At 29.7% G+C, this 22,424-nt stretch carries 24 protein-coding genes; all 24 read left to right on the top strand.

From position 1 onward, the window contains the following. Nucleotides 1–13: 13 nt before the first annotated feature. Nucleotides 14–1,009 (top strand): flagellar motor switch protein FliM, encoded by a 996-nt coding sequence (gene fliM, locus B8978_RS02255; protein WP_084113656.1) that lies wholly within the window; start codon nucleotides 14–16, stop codon nucleotides 1,007–1,009. Beyond that, entirely contained in the window at nucleotides 1,002–2,153 is a 1,152-nt protein-coding gene (gene fliY, locus B8978_RS02250) for a flagellar motor switch phosphatase FliY (protein WP_084113655.1), read from the top strand. Before fliM ends, fliY begins: the two co-directional genes overlap by 8 nt. Nucleotides 2,154–2,267: 114 nt before the next feature. Further along, nucleotides 2,268–2,549 carry a flagellar biosynthesis anti-sigma factor FlgM gene (gene flgM / locus B8978_RS02245; RefSeq protein WP_084113654.1) on the top strand — a complete coding sequence of 94 codons (282 nt, stop codon included), beginning with the start codon at nucleotides 2,268–2,270 and terminating at the stop codon, nucleotides 2,547–2,549. A gap of 1 nt (nucleotide 2,550) precedes the next feature. Continuing rightward, nucleotides 2,551–2,961: a flagellar protein FlgN gene (locus B8978_RS02240; RefSeq protein ID WP_084113653.1), complete on the top strand. Its 411-nt coding sequence runs from the start codon at nucleotides 2,551–2,553 to the stop codon at nucleotides 2,959–2,961. Nucleotides 2,962–2,976: 15 nt separating this feature from the next. Continuing rightward, entirely contained in the window at nucleotides 2,977–4,746 is a 1,770-nt protein-coding gene (gene flgK / locus B8978_RS02235) for a flagellar hook-associated protein FlgK (protein ID WP_084113652.1), read from the top strand. 28 nt (nucleotides 4,747–4,774) lie between these two features. Continuing rightward, entirely contained in the window at nucleotides 4,775–5,770 is a 996-nt protein-coding gene (gene flgL / locus B8978_RS02230; RefSeq protein WP_084113651.1) for a flagellar hook-associated protein FlgL, read from the top strand. Nucleotides 5,771–5,784: 14 nt separating this feature from the next. Continuing rightward, complete coding sequence (gene fliW / locus B8978_RS02225; RefSeq protein ID WP_084113650.1) at nucleotides 5,785–6,213, top strand: flagellar assembly protein FliW; 429 nt, start codon at nucleotides 5,785–5,787, stop codon at nucleotides 6,211–6,213. A 2-nt stretch (nucleotides 6,214–6,215) separates the two neighbouring features. Then, nucleotides 6,216–6,428, top strand: a complete 213-nt coding sequence (gene csrA / locus B8978_RS02220; RefSeq protein ID WP_084113649.1) for a carbon storage regulator CsrA — start codon at nucleotides 6,216–6,218, stop codon at nucleotides 6,426–6,428. Nucleotides 6,429–6,455: 27 nt separating this feature from the next. Further along, nucleotides 6,456–6,824 carry a flagellar protein FlaG gene (locus B8978_RS02215; RefSeq protein WP_084113648.1) on the top strand — a complete coding sequence of 123 codons (369 nt, stop codon included), beginning with the start codon at nucleotides 6,456–6,458 and terminating at the stop codon, nucleotides 6,822–6,824. Between the two features lie 26 nt (nucleotides 6,825–6,850). Then, nucleotides 6,851–7,147, top strand: a complete 297-nt coding sequence (locus B8978_RS02210) for a hypothetical protein (protein ID WP_084113647.1) — start codon at nucleotides 6,851–6,853, stop codon at nucleotides 7,145–7,147. A 10-nt stretch (nucleotides 7,148–7,157) separates the two neighbouring features. Further along, nucleotides 7,158–7,544, top strand: a complete 387-nt coding sequence (gene fliS / locus B8978_RS02205) for a flagellar export chaperone FliS (RefSeq protein ID WP_084113646.1) — start codon at nucleotides 7,158–7,160, stop codon at nucleotides 7,542–7,544. 12 nt (nucleotides 7,545–7,556) lie between these two features. After that, the gene (gene fliD / locus B8978_RS02200) at nucleotides 7,557–9,314 is read left to right on the top strand and encodes a flagellar filament capping protein FliD (protein ID WP_084113645.1); all 1,758 of its coding nucleotides are present in this window, start codon (nucleotides 7,557–7,559) and stop codon (nucleotides 9,312–9,314) included. A gap of 25 nt (nucleotides 9,315–9,339) precedes the next feature. Continuing rightward, on the top strand, nucleotides 9,340–9,690 hold the full coding sequence (locus B8978_RS02195; protein ID WP_084113644.1) for a flagellar protein FliT: 351 nt from the start codon (nucleotides 9,340–9,342) through the stop codon (nucleotides 9,688–9,690). Nucleotides 9,691–9,833: 143 nt separating this feature from the next. Then, a complete protein-coding gene (locus B8978_RS02190; RefSeq protein ID WP_084113643.1) occupies nucleotides 9,834–10,658 on the top strand; it encodes a flagellin N-terminal helical domain-containing protein in 825 nt (274 codons plus the stop codon). A 112-nt stretch (nucleotides 10,659–10,770) separates the two neighbouring features. Further along, nucleotides 10,771–11,925: a glycosyltransferase gene (locus tag B8978_RS02185; RefSeq protein WP_084113642.1), complete on the top strand. Its 1,155-nt coding sequence runs from the start codon at nucleotides 10,771–10,773 to the stop codon at nucleotides 11,923–11,925. A 39-nt stretch (nucleotides 11,926–11,964) separates the two neighbouring features. Continuing rightward, a complete protein-coding gene (locus B8978_RS02180; RefSeq protein WP_084114406.1) occupies nucleotides 11,965–13,116 on the top strand; it encodes a tetratricopeptide repeat-containing glycosyltransferase family 2 protein in 1,152 nt (383 codons plus the stop codon). Between the two features lie 53 nt (nucleotides 13,117–13,169). Continuing rightward, complete coding sequence (locus B8978_RS02175) at nucleotides 13,170–15,563, top strand: methyltransferase domain-containing protein (RefSeq protein ID WP_207651865.1); 2,394 nt, start codon at nucleotides 13,170–13,172, stop codon at nucleotides 15,561–15,563. 554 nt (nucleotides 15,564–16,117) lie between these two features. Then, nucleotides 16,118–17,164, top strand: a complete 1,047-nt coding sequence (locus B8978_RS02170) for a glycosyltransferase (protein WP_084113640.1) — start codon at nucleotides 16,118–16,120, stop codon at nucleotides 17,162–17,164. Between the two features lie 71 nt (nucleotides 17,165–17,235). Beyond that, nucleotides 17,236–18,225, top strand: a complete 990-nt coding sequence (locus tag B8978_RS02165) for a glycosyltransferase family 2 protein (protein ID WP_084113639.1) — start codon at nucleotides 17,236–17,238, stop codon at nucleotides 18,223–18,225. 79 nt (nucleotides 18,226–18,304) lie between these two features. Then, nucleotides 18,305–19,150, top strand: a complete 846-nt coding sequence (locus B8978_RS02160; RefSeq protein WP_084113638.1) for a flagellin N-terminal helical domain-containing protein — start codon at nucleotides 18,305–18,307, stop codon at nucleotides 19,148–19,150. 510 nt (nucleotides 19,151–19,660) lie between these two features. Then, nucleotides 19,661–20,071 (top strand): flagellar basal body rod protein FlgB, encoded by a 411-nt coding sequence (gene flgB / locus B8978_RS02155; RefSeq protein WP_084113637.1) that lies wholly within the window; start codon nucleotides 19,661–19,663, stop codon nucleotides 20,069–20,071. 3 nt (nucleotides 20,072–20,074) lie between these two features. Beyond that, nucleotides 20,075–20,488, top strand: coding sequence for a flagellar basal body rod protein FlgC (flgC, locus tag B8978_RS02150; protein ID WP_084113636.1), 414 nt, complete (start codon nucleotides 20,075–20,077; stop codon nucleotides 20,486–20,488). An 11-nt stretch (nucleotides 20,489–20,499) separates the two neighbouring features. Then, complete coding sequence (fliE, locus tag B8978_RS02145) at nucleotides 20,500–20,817, top strand: flagellar hook-basal body complex protein FliE (RefSeq protein WP_084113635.1); 318 nt, start codon at nucleotides 20,500–20,502, stop codon at nucleotides 20,815–20,817. A gap of 17 nt (nucleotides 20,818–20,834) precedes the next feature. Further along, entirely contained in the window at nucleotides 20,835–22,418 is a 1,584-nt protein-coding gene (gene fliF / locus B8978_RS02140) for a flagellar basal-body MS-ring/collar protein FliF (RefSeq protein ID WP_084113634.1), read from the top strand. Nucleotides 22,419–22,424 lie beyond the last annotated feature (6 nt).

Genomic DNA, 22,424 nt, shown 5'->3' with positions numbered 1-22,424 from the left:
ATGAGGGAGAATAATGCCAGACGTTTTATCACAAAGTGAAATAGACGCACTATTATCAGCCCTTTCATCTGGTGAACTACAGCCAGATGAACTTCCCAAAGAAGATGAGAAACAAAAAGTTAAACTTTATGATTTTAGGAGTCCACAAAAGTTTTCTAAGGATCATATTAGAACACTTGAACTTATTCATGATAATTATGGTAGGATAATTTCAAATTATCTTACGGCTCAGGTTAGAGATAATGTAAAAGTTAAAATAGAATCAATTGAACAAGTTACATATGAGGAGTTTATACATTCAATTTCTAATCCAACTATTCTAACAATATTTAAATTGCCACCTTTAAGTGGTTCTATATTGTTTGAAACAAATCCAGAATTTGTTTATAAAGTTATTGACATTTTGCTTGGAGGAAGTGGAAGCGGTAAATATAAGACTCGTGAATTTACAGATATAGATAAGAATATAATTATGAAAATAAATCAAGGCCTTATAGATAATTTAAAGCTCGCCTGGAGTGATATTATAGATGTTGAACCTGAAATTGAAGCTCTTGAAACAAATCCAGCATTAAATCAAACTTTAGCTCCACATGAACCAGTGGCACTCATAACTTTCTCAGTGGAAATTGGTGATGATAGTACTTTTATTAATATATGTATACCATATTTGAGTATAGAAAAGGTTCTAGACAAGTTGGTAGTACAATATTGGTACCAAGAAAATGATGAAAGTGTAGTTAATGAATCGAGAGAAAAACTTAAAGAGAGATTGAATATTATAGATGTACCATTAACAGTAACATTAGGTGATACAAATGTTACCGTAGATGAGTTTCTAAAACTCTCCGTTGGTGATGTAATCACTTTAAATGATAAATGTAGTGATCCTGTTTTTGTACGTGTTGATGAAAATGTACATTATACTGGAAAACCAGGTATCATAGGAAAAAATATGGCAGTACAAATACTAGATATTATTGATAAGGATGTGGAAAATTATGAGTGATGGATTTCTTTCACAGGAGGAGATAGATTCTCTACTAAATGGTGGCTCTGACAGTAATGATAAAAAAGAAGAAAATAGAGACGATGTTCTTTCAGATATTGAAAAGGACTTACTAGGTGAAATAGGTAATATCTCTATGGGATCAGCATCAACAGCTTTATCCACAATAATAAACCAGCAAGTAAATATAACTACACCTGTTGTTAGTATAACAACCTTAAAGGAACTTAGAAGTAAATTCGAAGTGCCTAATATAGCATTAGATGTAAAATATACAAGTGGTATAGTTGGTGAAAATTTACTTGTTATGAGAGTTATAGATGCAGCTGTAATTGCTAATTTAATGATGGGTGGCGACGGTCATACTGAAGTAGAGACATTATCTGAAATTGAACTTAGTGCAGTATCGGAAGCCATGAATCAGATGATTGGTTCTGCTGCTACTTCAATGGCAACAATGTTATTGAGAGAAGTTAATATATCACCTCCAACATCAGAAATACTTGACAGCAATACTCAAGAACTATCATCAGGAATTACTGATGATGAAATAATTGTAGAAGTTGCATTTAAACTAAAAATTGGAGACCTAGTTGATAGTAGTATAATGCAGGTTTTGCCAGTAGAGACAGCAAAAAAAATCAGTTCTATTATGATGGGTGTTCAAACAGGAGATAGTTCTGAGGCTTCACCAATAGAGGAACCAGCATCTGTAAAGGAGACACCAAAACCTCAGCAACAACAAATTTCTTATGAGGAACCAGCACCAAAAGAAACAATTCAATATGTAGAACAAAGACAAGAACAAGTTAATCACCCACCAGTAGAAGTTCAAAAAGCAGCTTTTCAGCCATTACAACAAACGCAATCATATCAAACGCCTAAAAATATTGATCTTATTATGGACGTTCCACTTGATATTTCGGTAGTATTAGGTAGAACGAAGAAAAACATAAAAGAAATCTTAAATTTAGGTACAGGATCTTTAATTGAACTTGATAGACTAGCAGAAGAACCTGTAGAAATATTAGTAAATGGTAAAAAAGTTGCTTATGGTGAAGTTGTAGTTGTTGATGAAAACTTCGGAGTAAGGATAACTAGTATTATTAGTAATGAAGAAAGAGTTAAAAGTTTGGGAAGATAGCAGCCAGGTTTTACCTGGCTGTTTTATTTTTTTATAAAAACCAGTATAAACTTTATTTATAAAACAACGATAATAAAACCAGTGATAAACATTTAACGTAGGGAGTGTAGAAAAATGGATATAAATGGAGTGAGCTCTAGCAAAGTATTAAAATTTTATAATAATAACAGTAGCAAAAATATAAAAGAAAATAATGCAAAACCTTCGGCTAATGACTCACTGGAAATATCAAATTTAGGGAAAAAATTAAGTGAATATTCTATTGACGATAACTTTAGTTCTTCAACTGATAGGATTAATGTCATTAAGGAACATATTAAAAATGGAACATATGATATGAATTCTAATCTTGTTGCACAAGGGATAATAAATTATATAAAAGGAAAAGGAGTTTAGTATGATGATAGCACTAAATGATGTTATGAAAAGTGAATTTGATTCTCTTGGTGAACTTCTTGTCGTTTTAAAAGAGCAACATAATGCTTATATAAAAAAGGATCTATTTGCTCTTGAGGGAATCGTTAAGAAAATTGAAAACATTAATGGTAAAGTCGCTAAATTTGAAGTTGAGCGCAGAAAGCTAGTTAAAGATAAATCTATGAAAGTTCTTATAAAAGAATTTAACAATGAAGAATTAGAACAAAACTTTAATAATGTAAGTAATATATTAAAGGAAGTAAAAAGCCAAAAAGAAACCAATGAATTCTTGATTAAACAAGGACTTATGTTTACTAACAGAATGTTAAATATATTTAGGCCAAGTAAGGTTGCAAAGACGTACAATAATTTCGGAAAAATGAGAAAATAAGAGAGGTGGATTACAATGGGTGGATTATTTTCAACATTAAATACAGGAAATTTAGGACTTCAAGCACAACAAGCTGCATTAAACGTAACATCTCATAATGTAGCAAATGCCAATACGGACGGATATACAAGAGAAAGAGCTGACTTAGCAGCAGTTGGTAGTACCAATGTTTCAATTGATGACTCTTCAAGGATTAAAATTGGAACAGGTGTAACAATCACAGACATTACTAGAATAAGAGATACGCTGTTGGATTACCAGGTAAGAAATGCAACAACGGCTAATTCAACTGTTACAACTACAAGTAATTATTTATCACAGATACAAGACATAATGAATGAACCATCAAATACGGGACTCTCATCACTTATAGGTAGCTTTTTTTCTGATTGGTCGAGTGTATCTAATGATGCGACTACTGGTTCTAGTGCAAGAACTACAGTTGTAGAACAGACAAAAACTCTTACAGATGCATTAAATAATATATATACTCAATTACAAAACTTAAAAACTAGCACACAAACTGCTATACAAAATCAAGTACTTGATGTTAATACCAAATTGAACTCACTTGATAGCACAAATCAGAAAATTATGGATATTAAAAGTTCAGGCGCTGAACCAAATGATCTTCTTGATACAAGAGATTTATTACTTGATCAATTAAGTCAAAGCTTTAATGTAGGAACAGCAAGTGGAAGTTTAGAGGGAATTACGGTGACAACAGCAGTAGCATCAGCATCAGGTGCGGCAGCAGTACAAGCAAATTTAGTTGTACCAACTGATACAGCATCAGAAAACAGACTTGCATATATAAGTGATATACAAGCGACAGGTACTGCGGGTTCATATCAAATAACTTATTATAAAAATGGAGATGTGAGTAGTGCTTCGAATAAAGTTACTCTTAATGTTACTGGAGTTAGTACGGATGAACTAAAAAACCTTCAAGAAAACAGAGTATTACTGACAAATAAAGATGGAGTTGCAGTTGGAAGTGATGGAACTACTGCTTTTGCAGATGGTAGCGATATTAGCAATTTGGCATCCTTAAGTCCAACTGATGGTGTTTTTTCTGGTTTAACACAAACACAACAAAGTATAGACACAGAAATTGATAAGCTAAACAGTGTGGCTAAAGCAATTGCACTTACTGTAAACACTGTAGAAAGCGGTACTGATAATGCAAGTCCATTTTTCGTAAATGCAAGTGCGGCTACATACACAACTGATACTAGTGGTAACTCAATACTAGATTTAGCGTATACCGCTAATTTAACATCAAACGAAGAAGGGATTACTGCAGGAAATATATCTATAAACAAAGAATTGCTTGATAATCCTAATAAGATAGAAGCAGGAAAGAATAATACTTCGGGATCTGGTGACGGTACTAGAGCACTTGCAATATCACAACTTGCCAATTTAAAATTAGATATTCAGGATATACCTGCAAATGCAAATAGAAATTATTTTAGCACTACAACAGATTCAAATGGTATAACCACAGTGGCTAGCAGCAGTAATGGACAGACAGTAAGCAATTATTACACTAATGAAATTACGTCACTAGCACAAAAAACCAGTGCTGCAAAACAAAATGCTACAACTCAGGCAGGACTGCTTAACTCAATTACTCAGACAAGAACATCTGTATCAGGAGTTTCTACTGATGAAGAAATGACTAATTTAATACAATATAATCATGCTTATCAGGCAAATGCAAAGATAATCTCAACAGTTGACAGTTTACTTGATGTAGTAATAAATGGATTAAAAAAATAACAGTGTATGTGTAAAATGAGGTGATAAAATGAGAATAACAAGTGAAATGCTTTCAAGTAATTTTCTTTATGATTTAGGTAATAATCTTAATAATATGCAAACTTATCAGCAACAGATGGCATCAGGAAATCTTATAAATAAGGCATCAGATAATCCACTAGGAACATCTAAGGTAATGAATATAGATGCTGAAATGTCTCAAAATCAGCAGTATAATACAAATATTACTGATACTACAAAGTGGTTAAGTGTTACTGACTCATCACTAGGACAAATTAATGGTGTCCTACAAAGAATAAATGAACTTTTAGTATCTTCTGGAAATGCAGCCTATGGTTCTGATGAATTAGGAAGTATTAAGGATGAAATAAATCAAAATGTAAGTCAATTGTCCCAATTAATTAATACAAATTACGGTGGTAAATATATATTTGGTGGAACTCGTTATGATGTTAAACCAACAGGTACAACAGCAGATGCGTCTGGAAATACAGGATTAAATTATTTAGATAGCGATGGCATAACAGCAATTTCAGCATCCGCGTCAGCATCATTAACGCCAGCGCAAACAGCTGAAGTATCAAATATAAACTCAAGTCTAGTTACAGAAATCTCTCAAGGTGTAACCATAGGGTATAATGTAACTGCAGGTGAAATTATGAAGTTTACTAATAGCTCTGGTGCAAGTAAAAATCTTAGTGATATATTAAATAATATAACTACTGATTTAGGTTCAGCAACAACTAAAAGCAACTTAACAGGTAGTGATTTAACGGATATTCAAGATGCTATAAAAAATATATCAACTATTACAACTAAAGTAGGAGCTCAAGAAAACAGAATGACTAGCGCAGCAACTGAAAATGAATCTGAAAATACAAGTTTAACAGATGTATTATCAGCAACAGATGATGTGGACTATGCACAAGCTTCAATGAATTATGCACAAGCTCAAACCTTGTATCAAGCATCACTACAAACTAGTGCTAAGATATTGCAAAAATCTTTACTAGACTATCTATAATAGAGGTGTAGAAAATGAAATTATGTTCTAAGTACCAAGGAGTCATAGAATACAAAGAAGAAGATGTAATAACATTTCCTAAAGGATTACCAGGTTTTAGAGATTTAAAAAAATATATATTGTTTAGCGTAGAAGAAAATAATACATTTAATATGCTTCACTCAATAGAAAATTTAGAAATTGGGCTATTAGTAATATCTCCATTTCTTGTAGCAAAGGATTATGAATTTAATATTGAAGATAATCCATTAGAAGATTTAAAAATAGAAAATGAAGCTGATGTACTTGTGTTAAATACAGTATGCTTAAATAATGATATTAAAAAGGCTACTGTTAATTTAAAAGCTCCTATAATAATAAATAATAAAGAAAAAATAGGGGAACAATTAATATTAGATGATGAAAAATATCTTATAAAACAGCCTCTCTTGAAGGAGGAATAGAAATGTTAGTTATTACACGTAAAAAAGATGATTCTATATTTATTGGTGATGATATTGAGGTTATTGTTGTAAAGATTGATGATGGTTCTGTAAAATTAGCTATAAAAGCACCAAAGGATGTAACAATATTAAGAAAAGAACTTTATAAGGATGTTGTAGAAGAAAATAAAAATTCAATTGTAACAAATAAGTCAATATTAAAAAAATTAAAATAATAAGAAAATTAAATAAGAGGTGTCAATATGGATGTTAGAAGTTTAAGTCACGGAGGACAAAGTTTAAATGAACTTAACGACAACTCAGTTTACAACGCAGAAGGTATTCAAAGCACAAAACCAGATGATAATGTATCTAGTATAAAAACTGAAAAAAATGATTCAATAAGTGTACAGGATGCTAAAAAAGCAACAGAAAAAATAAATAAGCTTCTAGAAGATAAGAGTACTCACATAGAATATGAAGCAGATAAAGACTTTAAACAGGTTATTATAATGAAAGTAGTGGATAATGATACTAATAAAGTTTTAAATGAGATACCATCAAAACAAATACTTGATATGGTTGCACAGTTTTGTGAACTGGCAGGAATTCTTATAGACAAAAGGGCATAATAATGGCTTAATAAGGGGGGAGGAACATGGAATATAGATTAAATAAAATTGATATGGAATTAAGAGAAAGAATAAATGAAGCTACTTCAGAAAAAAAAATACATCGAAAAAATGAAATACAAGGTATAGGTAGCAACAATGAAAAAAATCATAATGGTGAAAAAAAGAAAAAGTTTGTTTTACCAGATAAAAATTTTAAAGACGATAAGATTCTAATAACAGCAGAAAAAAATGAAAAAATATCTATCGATGTGGATGCCTTTAGAGATAATTGCAATGTTTTAGATCCTGATAGGGGAAGCTTTTTAGATGTGAGAAAGTAGGTGTTAAATAATGTATGCAAATAATGCTTATAGTCAATATAAAACAAACAGTGTAAATTTTGCTTCAAAAGAGCAACTATTATTAATGTTATTAGATGGTTCTGTTAAATTTTCTAAAATTGCTAGGAAAGCCATAATGGATAAAAATATCATAGTAGCTAATGAAAACATTAAAAAGACTCAAAATATATTTTATGAATTAATTGCTAGTCTTGATTTAAATACAGCTGGAGACTGGGGAAAAAACATGGTTTCAGTTTATAAATTTATAATTGGTAGATTAGTACAAGCCAATATGAAAAAAGATGTAGCAATAATGGATGAGGTAATTCCGCTTATTGAAGATGTTAAAAATTTGTGGAACGAAACTTATTCAGCATCTATAAAATTAAGATAAAGGAGTGATATTATGAGTAATATAAATTCAACAGCAGCTTCAACAAATCCATATCTTATTTCGTACAGTGGTAGTGACATAATAGGTAGCGATACTACATTATCATCCTCTGTAACTAGTAGCAGTACTAATTCGTCAAGTAGTTCATCAACTAGTTCATCAGGAAGTTATTCACAAAGTCTTGTTTCATCCATGTCTGGATTTGATGTAAGTAGTATGGTTTCAGAGATGATGACATCTGATTACACAAAACTTAATCAACTTTTAGCAACTCAGCAAAAAACTCAATGGACACAAGACAGATATAGATCAGAAATAACAAATTTGAATAGCTTTAGCAGCAGCTATTTTGATCCAACAAGTAGTGATTATGCACTTTCTGCTAATTCGTTTTTAGCATATATTGCAACTCCAACTGATGCAACTTCTGTTACTTCAACAGCTTTAAATACGGCAACACCAGGTAACTATAGCATATATGGAACTAAAGCTACAGCTGCAAGTATTACTAATACTCCAGCTGCCTCTGGGCTTACAAATTCAGCTCTATTTTCAACTTTAAATGGAGGCCAAACTTCTGGAACAATTGCACTAACTGTTAACGGTAAAAATGTAAATTATAATTATACTAGTGCGTCAACAATTGGAGATGTAATGAATGGTTTAAGTAATGCATCTGGTGTTAAATTTAGTTATAGTGAACTTACTAATACATTTAGTGTAAATTCAAGTAGCACAGGAAGCAGTTCTTCATTAACAGTTGCAGCTGCTTCTGGTAGCGACAGTGCTACAAGTAGTTTTTTAACTAATGCTTATGGTAGTGCCACACCTACAGCCACAGCAGGGACAGATGGAACATTTTACATTAAAGAACCTGGACAATCGAGTTATACAAAAGTAAATGAAAGTTCAAACAACTTTACAATTGATGGTGTAAATTATAATGTAGCTAGTGATATATCAGCAAGTTCACCTGTAACAATAAATGTGGCTTCAAATATATCTGGAGTTGTAAGTAAAATTCAAGGCATTGTAGATGCTTATAATAACTTAACGACAGGTATAAACAGCACTTTGAGTGAAAAAACTGATTACAACTACAAGCCGTTAACTTATGCTCAAGAGTCAAAAATGACTTCAGCACAAATTACTGCTTGGAATACTAAAGTTCAACAAGGAGATCTTTCAGGTGATGATGAATTAACAAATCTACAAAGTGACATGAGAGCTGCTTTTTACAATATTGTTTCAGGAACAGGACTTACCATGGCTGATTTAGGACTATCAACTTCAAATGATGAAACACAAGGTGCTAAGCTTACCCTTGATGTATCAAAGCTAACAGCTACCCTACAAAAAAATCCAAGCGCTGTAATTAATACTTTAACACAAACGTCAACTACTTACCCAACACAAACTCAAGCTAATTTAACTAGTGCTCAATATCAGACAAAATATAACGAAGAAGGTATATTCCAAAGATTAAATGATATAGTTGATAAATACGCTAGCACCTTACATGATCAGCCTAATGGTGCGAGAGGATTACTTGTAGAAAAAGCTGGACTTGCTTCTGATGCAACGGATCAAAGTACTCTTGGTAAAACTTTAAAGCAACAGACAGATGCTGTAACTAATTTTAAGACACAAATTACTAATGATAAAACAATGTATACTACAAAATATACAGCGCTTCAAACAGCACTTTCACAATTAAGCAGTCAACAAAGTTATCTCTCTTCAATGTTAAGCAGCTCTTCATCAAACTAATATGAAGTGAAGGTGAACGGAAGATATGAAGGATACTAAAGTTTTGGTTTCTGAATACAGAGAAAAAACAGCAGATATGCTAAAAGCTATAGAGGAAGAAAAATACGACAGATTAAATAATTTGATTCAAGAGAGACAGGAAATTTTAGATATATTTAAGAAAACCCCTAAAGGTTATTCTGCTAATGATATAACTAAGGAATTTCAAGATAATGATCTTTTTAGCTTAGATAAAGAAGTTATTGAACTAACAAAGAAACATTTTATAAATGTAAAAGAAAAATTAGAGTCTATAAATTCGAATATGGGAATTAACAAAGCATATAAAAAAGGTTTTTCAGGAAATTCGATTTTTTTTAATAAAAAAATTTATTAAAAGTATAAAGTATAAAATATCAGCATCGATATATATAATATAAGCTGTGAAATTAAGTGGCCATGAGGTTTTGCAGTTTATAACATAAAATATAATTCTTTGGGAAAGGATTCCCGGAGGCAAAATTCAAGGAGGAATTTATTATGATAATCAATCACAATTTAAGTGGAAATACTGCTCTTAGTTATTTAAACAAAAATCAGAAGAGTGCTTCTGATTCTATGGAAAAGTTAAGCTCAGGTTTAAGAATCAACAAGGCAGCAGATGATGCAGCTGGACTTTCAATATCACAAAAAATGCAATCACAAATCAACGGTCTTGATAAGGCTCAAAGTAATGCACAAGATGGTGTTTCATTATTACAAACTGCTGAAGGTGGTTTAAATGAAACTCAATCAATACTTCAAAGAATGAATGAACTTGCAACTCAAGCTGCAAATGATACTAACGTAACAATTGATAGAAGTGCAATAACTGCAGAAATTAATACACTTTCATCTGAAATTGATCATATTTCAAGTTCAACAAACTTCAATAACCAGAACTTATTAGGATCAGCTACTGGTATATTAACATTCCAAGTTGGCTCAACAGCAAATACTTATGATTCAATGTCAGTTAATTTAGGTAGTATTGAAGCAAACACAACTACATTATCATTAACTACTTTAGATCTTTCATCAAATTTAGGCGCTGTTAGTGCAATGAGCATAATCCAAAATGCAATAGATACTGTTTCTACTTCAAGATCATACATTGGAGCTGTTCAAAACAGACTTACACATACTATAAACAATCTTTCAACTGAAGATCAAAATTTAACAACTGCAAGTGCTAGTATAACTGACGTTGATATGGCTAAAGAAATGATGAACTATTCTAAAGAAAATGTTCTTCAACAAGCAGCACAATCAATGTTAGCACAAGCTAATCAAAATCCACAACAAGTTCTTAAATTATTACAGTAAGATTAATAAAAAAAGTCTTTCGCTTTATGCGAAAGACTTTTTTTATTTTATAAACTAAAGAATAGCAACAAATTGTCGATAAATAATACAATGAGTAATCTGGAGGAATATTATGAAAATTAGTTTATGTATGATTGTAAAAAATGAAGAAAAATATATAAAGATGTGTCTTGAAAATGCAATGAAGCTTGCAGATGAAGCGATAATTGTAGATACAGGTTCAACCGATAGAACAAAGGAAATAATTAAAGAATTTGATGGTAATATAAAAATAATAGATTACAAATGGGAAGATGATTTTTCAAAGGCTAGAAATATATCACTGGAAGCTGCAACTGGAGATTGGATACTTATGCTAGATGCAGATGAAAAATTATTGTGCGATGCAGAAAAAGTAAGAGATGTATTACAAAACGCTGAATTTGAAGGGTATACAATAGCTCTTTATAATATTATAAATACTAAAGATATACTATATTCATCAGTATTTCTTAAATTTTTTAGGAATAATAAAGGATATAAATATAGTGGTAATATACATGAACAACTAAATATAGATAACAAAAAGTATACTTTGAATTCTATAGATAGACAACTATGTAAAATAATACATTATGGATATTTATATGATGTTATACGTGATAGAAATAAAGCTGAAAGAAATTTGAATTTATTAAAAAAACAGTTAAAAACAAATAAAAGTCCATTTGTTTATTACAATATTGGGGTGGCCTATCAGGTTGATAAAAATTATGAGAAGGCTATAGAATATTTATTTAAATGCAATAAAATATTGGAAAAATCAAATTCTATAGGATTAACTTTATATGAAATTGATATGGCAAAGAGAATTTGTGAATGTTTAATAAGCCTTAAAAGGTATGATGAATGTATTGAATTAACAAGTAATTTGCTAAAAGATCCTTCCTATAAGCAGTATGTTGATTTGGAATATATTAAAGGTTGGTGCTACACGCTGAAAGGAGAATATAAAGAAGCCATACTATGTTTTGAAGAATGTGTAAAACTAGGAGATACAAAGAAATTTATATCAATGTTAGGTATGGGAAGTTTTAAAGCTAAATTTATGATAGCTAGATGCTATGTAGAATTAAAAGATGAACTTAAAGCAATAAACTGGTTTATGGAAAGCATCTTTGATCCAAATAATTTTATGCATGAAGGTATAGAAGACTTTAGAAAGTTTTTAATAATTACTAATAGAATTGAGATATTGGATGGTCTTAATAAACTGATTAGTAAGTAGAATAAAGCATATATTAGGAGGTTGGGAGGAGATTTAAATTTGAGAATAAGTCTATGCATGATTGTAAAGGATGAAGAAAAATTTATAAAGATGTGCCTTGATAAGGCGCTTCCATTAGTAGATGAGGCAATAATTGTGGATACGGGTTCAACAGACAATACTATCAATATAATTAGAGAATATGGCGACAAGGTAAAGTTAGTTCAAGCAAACTGGGAAAATGATTTTTCAAGGGCACGAAATATTTATTTGGAAAATGCAACTGGTGACTGGATACTGGTTTTAGATGCAGATGAAGAAATTATTTATAACAGATATAAATTGATTACGTATATATCTCAAGCACAAGCTGAAGCTTTTAACATAAAAATGATAAATGTCATTGATAATCAAAAAAAGCAAAATTCATGGGTATACTGCAGATTGTTTAAAAATAAAGGCTATAGATATTACAGACCTGTACATGAACAGCTTGATGTTGATAGAGAGAAAATTAAAACGCTAGCTGAAGATAATTGCAAAATATTTCATTATGGATATTTAAATGAAAATCTTAAAGCAAAAAACAAAATTGGAAGAAATTTAAGCATTTTAATTAAAGATTACAAAAAAAATCCCGAAGATTCATTTATATGCTATCACATAGGAGCAACTTATGCTGCAAATGGAGAATATGGAAAAGCATTGGAGTTTCTTACTAAGAGTTATGAGTTAGGAGTCAGGTTTGGCTTTGGCAGCTATTATTTTGAACTTGTTAAGAGATTAAGTGAAGTTATTTCTATACTGGGTGATAATAAATTATGTGTTGATTTTATACTTGATTTATTATCGGACGATAAATTGAAAAAATTCACTGATTTATATTTCATTATGGGTGATGCTTACTACAAGCTTAAGGAGTATAAGCTTTCTATAGAAGCTTTTAATAAATGTTTAGTTGTTGGGGATGCAAAAGAATTTCCAGGTGTTTCAGGGAGGGGAAGTTATAGCACTTTAATGAAGTTAGGGAAAATATATAGAGAGTTGAATGAAGAAAAGTTAGCCTTTGATTTTTATGGTAGAGCTTATGAATATAAGGATAATTTAGAGGACAAAGAAATTAGAGAGATAGAAGATTATTTTAGGTTAAAGAAAGGATTTAATAATAGAATTGGAGTATTATGTCGATTTGATAAATTAGTTGGCAAATAATTTATACATATAAAAGAGTTGCTTACAAATACTAAAAAAGAATGGGTGAAATTATGAAGACGAGTATAATAATTTTAACTTATAATAAACTTGAATATACTAAGCAGTGTATTGAGAGTATTAGAAAGTATACAGAAATAGGAACATATGAAATAATTATGGTTGATAATAATTCTTTAGACGGTACGGTAGAATGGATTAAAGAACAGGATGATGTAATTCCAATTTTAAATAATGAAAATTTAGGATTCCCCAAAGGATGCAATCAGGGAATTAAAGTAGCTTCAGGAGATAATATTTTGCTTTTGAACAATGATGTAATTGTTACTCCAAGATGGCTTGAGAACTTAATATTGTGTCTATATAGTAATAATCAAGTTGGTGCTGTAGGACCTTTAACTAATTTTGCTTCATATTTTCAAGCGATTAATGTTAAATATAGAAACTTAGAGGAATTATACCGATTTTCAGATGAATTCAATATATCAGATGCTTCAAAATGGCAGGAAAGATTAAAACTTATAGGATTTTGTATGTTAATAAAAAAAGATATAATAAATGAAATTGGATTATTAGATGAACAGTTTACTCCAGGAAATTTTGAAGATGATGATTATTCAATAAGAATAAATAAAGCTGGATATAAACTTATGCTTTGTAAAGATGTTTTTATACATCATTATGGAAGTGTGTCATTTAAAGAAAATGATATAAAACATGATGATTATAACAAATTGTTGTTATTAAATATGAAAAAGATAAATCAAAAGTATAAGTTTGATTTATTGCGGTATTTAAATATTAATCATGATATTCTTACTATGATAAATGAGCCTAAAGAAAAGGAAATTAAAGTATTACAATTAGGATGTGGAGGAGGAGGAACATTACTTGAAATTAGAAATATGTTTCCAAATTCAAAGCTTTTTGGAATGGAAAAAGATGACAATGTATTAATAAATACGTATCGTTTTGCAGATGTAAAAATAGGAGATTTTCAAAGTGTCAATTTTTATTATTGGGAAGAAGATTATTTTGACTATATAATTATGAGTGAAAGCAGTGATTCTAGCATAAACATAGATACATTAAAAAAATATGAAAAATATCTGTATAGTGATGGAAAATTCATAGTATATATAGCTGATAAAAATTATATTAGTTTTTATGAAAAAATAAAAAAACAGTATAAAATATTAAATGAATTAACGTCAGTTAATCAACAAGTAATCAAGTTTGGTACATATAAAGATGATAGAAAAGAGGAAACGAGCATGCATGAAAGTGAAGGCATTAGGGGATTTTTTGAAACAATTGAAAAGTTAGATAAAGGTGAAGTCGATATAGAAGAAATCAAATTATTTATCGAAAAATTAAATGAAAATAATCTAAATGAACTAATTTTATTTGTTGAAGAAAAGATGAATAATAAAATTCAAATTTTAAATTACATTGCTGTTAGACTTTTTGAAATAAAAAAATATGATTTAGTATTACCTTTACTTCAAAGATGCTTTGAATATGACAATAGTGATTATGACACATTGATTAACTTAAGCATAGTACTTGAAACTTTCGGAGAATATAAGCTATCATTAAAATACATTGAGATGATTAAGCAAAATAATGAGGAAATAGATCAAATCATAATGAATCTAAAAAATAAAATTAATAAAGAATATAAAACTACTGATATAGAACAAAATGATGTTATATTTACAGGTGAGAGACTTGTTATAAACAGTGAGGTCAAAAACAAATACAGTGATGTGTTAGAAGAACATATAGAAAGATATAAATTAGCAAGCCAATTTGTAAAAGATAAAGTAGTTTTAGATGCTGCTTGTGGTGCAGGGTATGGATCTAAGATGTTGTCAAATTCTGGAGCAACACAAATTTTTTCAGTAGATATTTCGGAAGAATGCCTTGAAAATGCACAAAGGTCATATTCTGATGATAAGATTAAATTTATGCAAGGAGATGTTAATCAATTACCATTTGAAAACAATACATTTGATGTTGTAGTTTCTTTTGAAACTATTGAACATATTAAGGACGGATCTAAATGGATAAAAGAATCCTCAAGACTATTAAAAGATGACGGGATTTTTATTGTATCAACGCCAAATAGAACGGTAACTAACCCAGGAACGTTTTTTGATGAACAACCATTGAATACATATCATCAATATGAATACAATATACAAGAATTTATTGGCGAATTAATTAAAGAGTATGATTTAGTAGATATATACGGGCAAACATTTTTAAATGAGAACGAAGATTACTTTACAAGAGTGATGAGAGGTGCTAGAAAACTAGATGTTAATAAAAAAATATCAAAAATAAGCAATGAAGGTCATAAATTAATTTCTTTAAGTGAAGTTAAAGATTCGAACCCAATGTATGTAGTTGCTATTTGTAAAAAAAGAAAATTTATGATTTGAGTGAAGATAAATAACAAAAAATGGAGCTGTTAACAAAGATGAACTTAATTTCTATCATTACGGTAATAACTCTTATCTTGGAGATGAGGATATAGTTGGAGTAGAAGCTATATCTATAGGCCATGATGTAATGATAAAAAGAGGTTTTTAATTAAATATTGCTTTAAATAATTTTAATGGCAAATCTAGAATAGTTATTGAAGATGGATGTCAGATAGGTAAGAATTTAACTGTCTCAGTAGCCAATAGAGCAATAATTGGTAAAAATGTTTGATACTAAAAGTATGGAATGGTTAAAAGTAAAAAGTGATGATGATATTAATAAGATTCTAAATGATTCCTACATGCGATCGTGAAAATGATTTAAAAAATGTCTAAAAGCATCTAATTTAACAACGGTTTCTGTATTATGCTCTACATAAATAAAGAATCCTATGAAATTAGGTGACGAAGTTTATTACTACAGCAATGACTTTTCCTGTAACATTGAATCCAAATACGAAGGAAGTTGTAGATGAAATTTTGTATAATGTCAAGATTAGGGGTTAGCAATTATGATTTCTTTATGTATGATTGTAAAAAATGAAGAAGATATTCTATCAAAATGTTTAAGTAATATTAAGAACAAAGTAGATGAGATAATAGTAGTTGATACAGGTTCTACTGATAGGACTAAAGAAATTGCAAAGAAGTATACTGATGAAATATTTGATTTTAAATGGTGCGATGACTTTGCAGCAGCAAGAAATTTTTCTATAAGCAAAGCAAAAAATGATTGGATTTTGGTATTGGATGCAGATGAAGAAGTAACAGAATTTAATAACGAAACTATTAATGAATTTATAAATACAGATAAAAAAATAGTAGGTAGAATAAAAATAATCAATTCTTTTGATGATTCAAGTGGTAAAAAAAGACTTTTTGGAAGAGTAAAGAGGTTTTTTAATAGAAAGTATTTTAAATATGAAGGCATAATACATGAACAGGTTGTAAAAATAGACGGAGAAGACTATAAAAATGTTAATGTTGATATAACTGCAAATCATGTTGGATATGAAAAAGAAGTAATTAGTAGAACTAATAAAACGAAAAGAAATAAGAAATTGCTTCAAAAAGCTATTGAACAAAAAAATGATGATTCATACTTATATTATCAGCTTGGTAAAACTTTCTTTATTGAGGATGATTATTTAGATGCTGAATTGAATTTCAAAAAAGCAATAGAGCTTGAAAGAAATATGAAATATGAATATGTACAAGATTTAATTGAAAGTTATGGTTACACTCTAATTAACCTTAAGAAGTATAAAAAAGCTCTAGAATTAATAAATTATGAAGATGCATATAAAAATATAGCAGATTTTAATTTTGTTATGGGGTTAATTTATATGAATAATGCAATGTTTAAAGAAGCTGTTTTAAAGTTTATTGAATGTCAAAACAGTGATGAGTGTAATATTGAAGGCGTAAATTCTTATTTAGCTAATTACAACATAGGTGTAATTTATGAATGTTTGGGTTTTACTGAAGAAGCCATGAAATTTTATAAAAAGTGTGGAAATTATAAGTTAGCTTTAAATAGATTAAATATAATAAGATAGTTGTTACGTAGACCGCCACTTAAGTTGGCGGCTTTGTGTATGCAACGAAAGTTATAGGGAGAGTAATAAATATGGGGTGTAAAGTATCTGTAATTGTCCCAGTTTATAATGTAGCAAAATATTTAGAAGAAATGCTAGCTTCATTATATGCACAAACTTTAAAAGAAATTGAGTTCATTTTTGTAGATGATTGCTCAACTGACAATAGCTTAGAAATATTATATAAGTTTGAGAAAAAGGATACAGATAGAGTAATTATTATAAAATCAGATGAAAATCAAGGCCCTGGGGGAGCAAGAAATATTGGATTGCAATATGCATCAGGGGAATATATAGCATTTGCTGATAGTGATGATTATGTTAAACCAGAAATGTATGAGTGTATGTATAAAAAGGCAGTGGAAGGCAATTATGATCTAGTGGAATGTGGATATTTTAGTGAACGGAGAAATAAGAACATGATGCTTTGGGATAAAAGCATGGAGGGGGAAGTATCCTTTGACAATAGAGTTAAAATGTTTTTATCATGTGGTTTTATAGTAACAAAATTATATAAGCATAGCATTATTATTAATTCTCAAATTGAGTTTATTCATAAGATTAAGCTTGAGGATGTTGATTTTTTAAACAGATTATATTGTAGAATAGGGAAAGTTGGGATAGTAGATAAAGTGCTGTATTATTATCGCAATAATACAGAGTCATTTTCTAATAAAGGAAATGAGTTAAAGGTTTTTGATATAAACAACATATTTTGTCAAAAATATATATCTAACATGAAAAAAGAAAAGCTTTATAAGACATTAAGACCTGTTATTGAATACATAATTATGGGGATCTGGTTTGATGTGTTTAAGATTTATGTTACTAAAAACCCTAAAATTAATATAAATTCTTTTATTATAATAGATAAAGAAATTAAGCAGTATGTTCCGGATTATGATAAAAACATTTTTTTTGTTGAACAAGCAAAACATGATGTGTTAAAAGAGGCATTTTTAGTAAATTCAAATGATTCTAAAAGAGCAATTGCAATACTAGATAAAAGGCATATGGAATAACTTAAATATATAAAGAATTTGAAAATTATTTCGATATAATAGGTATTGGTTATTTTAAATAAATTTTGGAGGTGATGTAATGAGGCTTACCCATAATATTCCGTCATTAAATATATATACAAAATATAAATCAGCTTTGGCATCACAAAGCACATCTATGGCTAGGATATCTTCTGGAAAAAGAATAAATCAGACTTCAGATGATCCTTATGGTAAAGCTCAAGATACCAATTTTACTATGCAGCTTAGAGGACTTCAAATGGCAAATCAAAATGCACAAGATGGTGTGAGTTTAGCGCAAGTTGCTGAAGGTGGCTTAGACGGTATAAATTCAATGCTTCAAAGAATTAGAGATTTAGCTGTTCAAGCTTCAAATGGAACAGAAAATACTTCAGATAAAAATGCTATACAACTTGAAGTGAGTAATCTAGTTCAAAACATTAATACTACAGCTAAAAGTACAAATATGAATGGAATAAATATTTTAAATGATAGCTCAGGTCAAGGATTGACTGCTATGATTGGAGCTAATGTAGGTGAACAAATTACTATACCTACTTTTAACTTTACAACAGATAATAGTTCTGGAGCATTATATTCTTTAAGTACTGCAGACGTTACAACTTCAGATAATTGTAAAACTTTGATGGATAATGTGGACTCTGCTATGAGTCAAATCAATTCAGCTCTTAGTAAGTATGGAGCGGTGGAAAATAGATTTAACTCCACTTCTGATAATATAGGTGCTGTAAGTAACGAAGTAGAAGCTGGAGACAGTGATGCAATTGATACTGATATTGCAGCAGAAATGTTAAACTATTCTAGATCCAGTATAGTGGTACAAGCTGGAATCGCTATGATGGCACAAACTAATAAGTTCCCTCAGGATGTATTAAGTATATTACAAAATATTAGAGCTAACTAAAAACTAATTAATAAAAAAATAGACTGTTGATGAATGAAATTCGTCAATAGTCTATTTTTTTATTATTATACACAATTTATTAATTTTGTATAAATTAAATTTATGAACAATTTATAAAAAAGTTTCAATTTGAATGAAAATATCTTATAATTATTTCAATGAGAAAAAAGAATTATGTTTTAAAATGTAAATTATATGGCTATAATAGGTGTAAAAAAGGTGGAATTGTTAATTAATTATGAATAAATATAAAAAAATAGAAAATTACACCATGAAATATGCAAAAAAAAGTACAAAATGTTGAAAAATAAGGTTAAAATCTTAGTTTAAATGCTTTTTTGAATTTAACATTAAAAGTGTAATAAAAAATTGTATAATTGTTAAATTTATTGTATAATAATAGCTGTAATTAAAAAAAATGAATAATATTAAAATATTTAATTAAATATTTGCATTTAAAAGAAAGAATTAAGAATTAATTGTCTAATTATTAGTTTAGGAGGTGATTTGATGTCAATAAATAATTCAATATCTCAAAGTAGTTCTACATATGATTTAATAAAACAAGCTCTAAATGCAAGTAGCATTAGAGGAAACACTATATCCAATAATATAGCAAATATAAATACAGCCGACTACAAGAGAAAGTATGTCACATTTGAAGACACGTTGAATGATAGTATGGATAATATAACTATGAAAAAAGATAATCCAAAACATTTAGATGATGGAAATGGCTATGGTACGATTAGTGTTAAAGAAGATGATTCTAGTAGTATGAAAAGCGATGGTAATAATGTAGATATAGATGCAGAAATGTCAAATCAAGCACAAAATACTCTTATGTATGAAGCTTTGTCAAGTCAAGCAAGCAGTAGAATAGCAATGAGAAAATTAGTTATTACTGGGGGAGGTAATTAATCGATGAATGCATTTGATTCATTAAATATTAGTGCAAGTGGTCTTTCAGCTGAAAGGTTAAGAATGGATACTATTTCTTCAAATATAGCAAATACAGATACTGCAGGTTATAGAAGAAAAATTGCGGTGTTTAAGGAAAATTTAGATACAACGCTGAATTCTTCAACAGGTGAAGAAGAAAATCAATTAAAAGGTATAAAAGCTGTAGGAATAGTGGACGATCAATCTCCTTTAAAAGAAGAATATGATCCAACTAATCCTGAAGCAGATGCAAATGGATATGTAGCTTCATCAAATGTAAATACTCTTAATGAAATGGCGGATTTGATATCCTCAACAAGGGCTTACCAAGCAAATGTAAGTGTAATGAGTGCAGAAAAAACAATGTTTAGTAAAGCATTAGAAATCGGAAAATAGGAGTGAATTTAATGAATATAAGTCAATTTATACCAACTAGTGGTATCTATTCAAACTCTACTACTGCATCAGTATCAAGTAGTGATGGAAGCAATGCACAAAACGGAAGTGTAGATTTTTCGTCTATTTTAAAAGAAAAATTAAATGATGTAAATAGTCAGCAGGTGGCTGCTGATAATACAACAAATCAATTCATAGAAGGTAAAGATGTAGACATTCATCAAGTTATGCTCTCTACTTCAGAGGCTCAAATGTCACTCAACATGGCAGTTCAAGTTAGAAATAAAATTGTTGAGGCATACCAAGAATTAAACAAAATGCAAGTATAAAATAGGGAGTGCATAAGATGAATAAGCTTTTAGACGGTTTTAGAAAGCTAAAAGACAAATGGCTTGGAATAAGTAAAATAAAAAAAATAGCTATAGGGGTATTATTTGTAGGGATAATTGTAGCAGCAGTTTTAGGTACAATGAATGCAACTAGCACAAAATATGGAGTATTGTTTTCAAAAATGGATTCAACAGATGCAAATGCAGTTATAACTAAATTAAAATCAGATAAAGTTACATATAAAGTTGACTCAAGTACAAATACAATTTATGTTCCAACAGATAAGGTTGATGATCTTAGACTCCAATATGCAACGACTATAAAAAATGGATCTACGGGATTCGAACTGTTTGATAGCAGTAGTAGTCAGTATGGCATGACAGATCAACAATTTAATGTGCAATATCAAAGGGCCTTACAAGGTGAAATTGAAAGAACAATTAAAAGTTTTCCTCAAGTAAGTGATGCAAGAGTTGAACTTGTAATGCCGGAAGATTCAGTATTTGTTAAAGATTCATCTGCAGCAAAAGCGTCAGTCTTTCTAAAGTTAAATGATGGACAAACGTTAAGTAAATCTCAAGTAAAAGCAATTGTTTCATTAATATCAGGAGCAGTTAAAAATTTGCCTACTGAAAATATACAAGTAGTAGATCAAAATATGACATTATTGAGTGCAAATTTGAATAATGGCACTAACAATGATGGTACTGATGTATCAGAAACTACAGCAGCTAGAAGTGAAGCAGAAGAGAAGGAAGAAAATGAGTTACAAGAAAAAGTATTGTCTCAGTTAGAACCTGTTTATGGAAAAGGTAATGTTAAAGTTCAAGTACATGCAGATATGAATTTTGATGCTACTCAGCAAGATGCAACTACTGAAACTAATCCTGTGATTGTAAGCGAGCATGATATAAACGAAGTTAATTCAAATGGTTCTAATGCTGCAAGTGGAAGCCCAAATGATAATAATAACTCATCAAATCAAATAGTTAATTCTAATTCTACTGGTGGGACTTCTACACATACGGAAACTACTAAAAATTATGATACATCAAAAACAGAAACAAAAACTACAACAGCTCCTGGAAATATAAATAGATTAACAGTATCTGTTGTAGTTGATGGAACAGTTAGTAATGCAACTCAAACCTCAATTAATAATATTGTGAGCCAAGCAGTTGGCATAAATCCACAAAGAGGTGATACTGTAAGCATTGAAGGACTTAGATTTGACACAACACTTCAAGATGCTGCTAAAAAAGCACAGGCTGATATGAATGCAACTCAGCAACAAGCACAAAAGAATGCATTTATAAGAAATATTATAATTGCAGGTGTAGTTGGTGTTATAGCTATTGCAGGATTAATAATTTTCCTTATAAAAAGAAGGAAGAAAAATAGGGAAGATGATGAAAGCGAATTTGACGAGCTTATCGGTGATGATATGGATGAAACATCACAGGTTAAGTTTGCACCTATTCAATTTGAAGAAGCTAATGAAAAATCACATATGGAACAAGAAATTAGAAACTATGCTAGCAATAAACCAGATCAAGTAGCTGATGTCGTTAAAGCGTGGCTTTCAGAAGAGGAGAGATGATAGTAT

It is taken from the genome of Clostridium acidisoli DSM 12555, from assembly GCF_900176305.1.
Lineage (GTDB): Bacteria > Bacillota > Clostridia > Clostridiales > Clostridiaceae > Clostridium_I > Clostridium_I acidisoli.
This window is presented reverse-complemented; position numbering and strand designations above follow the sequence as displayed.

Coding starts and splice junctions, on each gene's coding strand:
- flgB (WP_084113637.1), top strand. CDS start 19,661: ATGTCAATAAATAATTCAATATCTCAAAGTAGTTCTACATATGATTTA.
- B8978_RS02175 (WP_207651865.1), top strand. CDS start 13,170: ATGAAGACGAGTATAATAATTTTAACTTATAATAAACTTGAATATACT.
- fliY (WP_084113655.1), top strand. CDS start 1,002: ATGAGTGATGGATTTCTTTCACAGGAGGAGATAGATTCTCTACTAAAT.
- B8978_RS02195 (WP_084113644.1), top strand. CDS start 9,340: ATGAAGGATACTAAAGTTTTGGTTTCTGAATACAGAGAAAAAACAGCA.
- fliS (WP_084113646.1), top strand. CDS start 7,158: ATGTATGCAAATAATGCTTATAGTCAATATAAAACAAACAGTGTAAAT.
- B8978_RS02215 (WP_084113648.1), top strand. CDS start 6,456: ATGGATGTTAGAAGTTTAAGTCACGGAGGACAAAGTTTAAATGAACTT.
- flgK (WP_084113652.1), top strand. CDS start 2,977: ATGGGTGGATTATTTTCAACATTAAATACAGGAAATTTAGGACTTCAA.
- fliE (WP_084113635.1), top strand. CDS start 20,500: ATGAATATAAGTCAATTTATACCAACTAGTGGTATCTATTCAAACTCT.
- flgL (WP_084113651.1), top strand. CDS start 4,775: ATGAGAATAACAAGTGAAATGCTTTCAAGTAATTTTCTTTATGATTTA.
- fliD (WP_084113645.1), top strand. CDS start 7,557: ATGAGTAATATAAATTCAACAGCAGCTTCAACAAATCCATATCTTATT.
- flgM (WP_084113654.1), top strand. CDS start 2,268: ATGGATATAAATGGAGTGAGCTCTAGCAAAGTATTAAAATTTTATAAT.
- fliF (WP_084113634.1), top strand. CDS start 20,835: ATGAATAAGCTTTTAGACGGTTTTAGAAAGCTAAAAGACAAATGGCTT.
- B8978_RS02170 (WP_084113640.1), top strand. CDS start 16,118: ATGATTTCTTTATGTATGATTGTAAAAAATGAAGAAGATATTCTATCA.
- B8978_RS02185 (WP_084113642.1), top strand. CDS start 10,771: ATGAAAATTAGTTTATGTATGATTGTAAAAAATGAAGAAAAATATATA.
- csrA (WP_084113649.1), top strand. CDS start 6,216: ATGTTAGTTATTACACGTAAAAAAGATGATTCTATATTTATTGGTGAT.
- B8978_RS02160 (WP_084113638.1), top strand. CDS start 18,305: ATGAGGCTTACCCATAATATTCCGTCATTAAATATATATACAAAATAT.
- fliM (WP_084113656.1), top strand. CDS start 14: ATGCCAGACGTTTTATCACAAAGTGAAATAGACGCACTATTATCAGCC.
- flgC (WP_084113636.1), top strand. CDS start 20,075: ATGAATGCATTTGATTCATTAAATATTAGTGCAAGTGGTCTTTCAGCT.
- fliW (WP_084113650.1), top strand. CDS start 5,785: ATGAAATTATGTTCTAAGTACCAAGGAGTCATAGAATACAAAGAAGAA.
- B8978_RS02165 (WP_084113639.1), top strand. CDS start 17,236: ATGGGGTGTAAAGTATCTGTAATTGTCCCAGTTTATAATGTAGCAAAA.
- B8978_RS02240 (WP_084113653.1), top strand. CDS start 2,551: ATGATGATAGCACTAAATGATGTTATGAAAAGTGAATTTGATTCTCTT.
- B8978_RS02190 (WP_084113643.1), top strand. CDS start 9,834: ATGATAATCAATCACAATTTAAGTGGAAATACTGCTCTTAGTTATTTA.
- B8978_RS02210 (WP_084113647.1), top strand. CDS start 6,851: ATGGAATATAGATTAAATAAAATTGATATGGAATTAAGAGAAAGAATA.